The sequence below is a fragment of the Mojavia sp. genome (assembly GCF_059505145.1).
Map to the genome: position 1 here is coordinate 1 of NZ_JCACKA010000033.1, position 4,379 is coordinate 4,379.

At 44.6% G+C, this 4,379-nt stretch carries 2 protein-coding genes and 2 pseudogenes; 3 read left to right on the forward strand and 1 reads right to left on the reverse strand.

Annotation, left to right across the window (positions count from 1 at the left end; genetic code table 11):
- Positions 1-262 (forward strand): annotated as a pseudogene (locus AC5JL8_RS04805) (hypothetical protein); the annotation flags it as partial.
- Positions 263-320: 58 nt separating this feature from the next.
- Here the strand turns inward: AC5JL8_RS04805 and AC5JL8_RS04810 are convergent.
- A pseudogene (locus AC5JL8_RS04810) lies at positions 321-1,290 on the reverse strand (IS5 family transposase).
- Between the two features lie 480 nt (positions 1,291-1,770).
- Here AC5JL8_RS04810 and AC5JL8_RS04815 point away from each other — a divergent pair.
- Positions 1,771-2,868 carry an Ig-like domain-containing protein gene (locus tag AC5JL8_RS04815; RefSeq protein ID WP_495878641.1) on the forward strand — a complete coding sequence of 366 codons (1,098 nt, stop codon included), beginning with the start codon at positions 1,771-1,773 and terminating at the stop codon, positions 2,866-2,868.
- Positions 2,869-2,993: 125 nt separating this feature from the next.
- On the forward strand, positions 2,994-3,815 hold the full coding sequence (locus AC5JL8_RS04820) for a transposase (RefSeq protein WP_495878642.1): 822 nt from the start codon (positions 2,994-2,996) through the stop codon (positions 3,813-3,815).
- Positions 3,816-4,379: the final 564 nt, after the last annotated feature.

Genomic DNA, 4,379 nt, shown 5'->3' on the forward strand with positions numbered 1-4,379 from the left:
TAAAGTATCAAATTGTACCTATATAAATCAATTCATCCTTTCATTCAGCAATGCCCGATTTACTAATATGACCTCTGTACCTGCCAAACTGTTAGTTTGGGTGACACCTGCTGGATTTGAGAAATTTATTGCCGAAGTTGGAAAGGCGGTGAATGGTCAAATTACATCTGCCCCACCATTGAGTCCTGAAGACTTAGATAAAATCCTCACCACTGCACCTAAGTACGGCATTGAGATTATTCCTCCCCCTCCTGGACAATGACAAGGCTTTGTTGCATGAAAGGAAAAAATGACACACCAATCCGGCATGAGAGCAGAAGTTAGTTTTCCACTTTGTAACTGTCTGGCTTGCCCAACTGAATCATGCGATTAAGTGCGGCACATTGTAGGAATAACTCGACAGCCTGATTATCAAAAAAGCGTCGTCGCAACTTACCACCAAAGATGGTTTTGAGCCGAAAGATAGCAGTTTCGGACAAAGAACGGCGATGATAACCAGACTCTTGTTTCCATTGCTTACGTCCCACTTGGTTACAGTAGCGCAGGTTTTCATCTCTAGGATGTGGCTGTGCTTGAGAATGTGGGTGTTGTTGGATTTTGGCATTGCTGCGAGGTGGAATTGTCGCTTTTGCTCCTCGTTCAGCAATTGTGTCATAACAGCCGAATGTGTCATAGCCACCATCACCAGATACTTGGCTTATTGGCGAATCTATCTGCTCCAATATGTCTGGTAGCACCTCACAATCTGCGACATCATTAGTAGTCACCACCGCACCCAGAATTTCACCACTTTCTGAGTCAACGCCTAAATGCAACTTGCGCCATGTCCGCCTTTTACCAACCCCATGTGTGCGAACTTTCCACTCGCCCTCACCATAAACTTTTACGCCAGTTGAATCCACCACAACATGAACAGGTTTATCCTTTGGTAGAACTGGTAGTTCTACTGACAACTTGCTTAAACGACGAGATAAGGTAGAGTGATCCGGGACTTCTAGCTCAATCCCCATAAGCATAAACAGTGATTCTAAAAATCCTTCTGCTTGCCGCCCAGGTAAATGAAACACTGATTGAATTGTTCCCATTGTAGCGATTGCCCTAAGGGGCAGTGCCGAAGGCAATCGCCGTATCTGAGTAATAATTCGATGCTCCTTTTTTCCCCGTTTTTTGCTGGTTGCACCACTGCTCGATTACGTCTTCGTCCAGCCAGAAAGTTATACTGCCTCGTTGTTTGAGGGCTGCATCATAAGCATTCCAATTTTTAACTTTGTACTGGGCTTTCGTTTTCATCGTTGGGATAGGCGGCTAGGAAACATCGGCGATAAGTAAAATTTACCATTTTGCCTATTCACGCAACAACGCCGAAGCCCAAATCACCACCTATAACGCGCAAGGTCGCCCCAACAGCGGCACCATCCTCATCGACCACAACGCCAACGGCATCGGTTGGTTCATCGACCCCACCCCCTGGGAAAACACCGAATTCTCCTCCTCCCTCACTGACACGGCCTACCGCGCCACCACAGGCGAAGCCTTTGGCAAATACGACCTGCTTACCACCATTCTCCACGAAACCGGACACCTACTAGGTATAATCAACGGCAACCCAGGCTTCGACCGATACATCCAAACCATCAACGGCACTAAAACCTTCATCGGCAACAACTTCACCGCCACCCTCACGAACGATGGTAGCCACTTTGACTCCAAGGTACACCCCTACGACCTGATGAACAACACCCTGTCCCCAGGCGTGCGTAAATTACCATCATGGCTCAACCTGCAAATGCTCAACGCCATCCGCTCCTTGGAGTGGGGGAGTGGGGGAGTGGGAGAGTGGGGGAATACCCTGCAAGCACACTAACAGCAATACTCCTTGCCGACATCACCAACGGCAACTTCGACCAAACAGACCCCACCAAACCCGAATTTGGCTGGACAACACGCGGTGCAGCCACCATTCTCAATCAACAAGCCGTCCTCACCGAAGACTCGCCATTCAACAGCAACTTCACCCAATCCTTCATCATCCCAGAACACGCCAAATACCTGCAATTCACCATCCTTGACACCCACCTAGGAACCAACACCTTTGCCCCCAGCGACGCTTTTGAAGTCGCCCTCCTCAATGCACACACCCTCACCCCCCTACTCGGCACATCCACCGGACTCACCCAAACCGACTCCCTCCTCAACCTCCAGCAATCCGGCAATGCATACTTCAGCAACAAAGTCAAGATAGCAGGCGCGATCGCATCCGGCGACAAAATAGCCCTCAACACACCCCGCACCGTCAAAATCGACATCAGCAGCATCACAAGAGGAACCGCCGCCACTCTCTACTTCGACCTCCTGGGCTTCGGTGCCAAAGATGCGAAAATCATCATCGATAACGTCATGCTGCTTGACGACAACCTCATTACCCCGATCGCCAACGACGACATAGCCACCACCGACCAAGCAAACCCTGTAGCTATTAACGTCCTAGCTAATGACAGCACACAAGGCACAGTACAACTAGGCGCAGCCCCAACTAACGGTAGCATCATAATTAACAATGATCGCACCCTCACCTACACCCCCAACAACGAAACTTTCTTCCTGAAACTAAATAATGCTCTTCACGCTACCATTGCAGAAGATGCTGTAGGTGTAGTGACAATTGCAGATAACGACGAACCGCCAGCACTATTCATTGCAGATAAAACTATTACCGAAGGACATGACGGTATTTCCTACATGAACTTCACCGTCAGTCTCAATGCGATGAGTGAGAAGACAATTAGCGTTAAGTACGCAACTGCTGATGGTACAGCCGTTGCTGGCAGTGATTATCTCACAAAAGACTTGTCCGAAATATTAACTTAGGAAAATAAAAATGGTAAAACGTTAAATTGAGCGTCTACCATTTTTCGATATTAGTTATGGTTTTTGATTATATCCAGAAATATCCCCACCGGACAAAACAAATTTTAGGGATTAGTTACGAACAGTTGCAATCACTGTTAAATTGCGCGATAAAGCGTCACCAAGAAATTAAAACAAAACTCCAAAGCCGAAAAATAAGAATTAATGCGGCTGGTGGTGGTCGCAAAGAATTGTTATCAATCCAAGAACAAGTTTGTTTATGCTTATTTTATTTAAGACAGATGCTGACATTTCAAGTATTAGGAATGTTGTTTGGGGTTTCCAAAACGGAAGCCAATGATACATTTCACGACTGGATACCAATTTTGAGAGATATCTTACCCTCCAGTTTATTAGAACAAGTCTCAAATAATGAGAGCGATTTACTATTTGTTCAAGAAGTGTTAACTAATTTTAGGCTATTGGTCGATAGCCTGGAACAGCCAATATATAGACATTCTGACTCCGAACAACAAAAATATTTTTCTGGTAAGAAAAGACAACATACTTTGAAAAGCCAAATGATTGGGATGCCAGAAGGAAAAGATATTGTTGAGGTAGAAGTAGGTGTTCCTGGGCCAACAGCAGATATAAAATTGTTTCGCCAATCTCAGCAAAAATTTGATAAATCTCAACCTTTTTCAGGTGATAAAGGATTTCAAGGTGGCGAAAACATCACTACGCCTCATAAAAGAAAACCGAAACGAGAACTGACTCAACAGCAAAAAGATAAAAATAAGGCTTTGTCTAGTAATCGAATATTCATTGAACATTTGATTCGATTGCTTAAAATATTCCGTATAGCCTCACAAAGATTTTGCTTAAAACTTGAGACGTATGAGCAGATTATTTTAACAGTTTGCGGATTAGTTAGATTAAGAATTGGTAGCTTGGTTCTCCCAACTTAGCTAGTAGTAATAATTATAAAATCTAAGAAATTAGAAGTTAATTTTTATGCCTCTAAACTATCACTAACTATCTCAAAACCTTATAACTCCGTTTTTATGAAGATATCAAAGTTTTGCCCCAAAGCTTTGAACAGTCTGGCTTTGGAATTTTCGGACAGGTCTAATGCAAAAATCATAGCAGGTGTAAAGTTCAGACAACAGAGCAGCCCAAACATCGTATTCTGCAACAGTCTGGGCAGTCATTTGACAGTGCGGCTCAATCACATTTGAAAACTCCACTTTTGGGTTAGCAAAAACTCACCTCTGGCTCTTGAGTACCTTTGCGTTGCTAAAAATTGCTGACAGTGCGAGTGCCAAATTCCACAGGATATTGTGCTAAAAATCTCGGCAATGATTGCTGATCTTTTCACACAAATCATTAACCAGCCTTTTCACTCCGCAATTCCTCCCATCCATTGCACCCAATCGGGAGTCACAGCTACCAACTGGCCAAATTTAATAGGCTCAACCTTCAAGGGGCGACAATCGCCTGTAAACCAAGCCAGCTAAAGGTTTTGGGCTTAC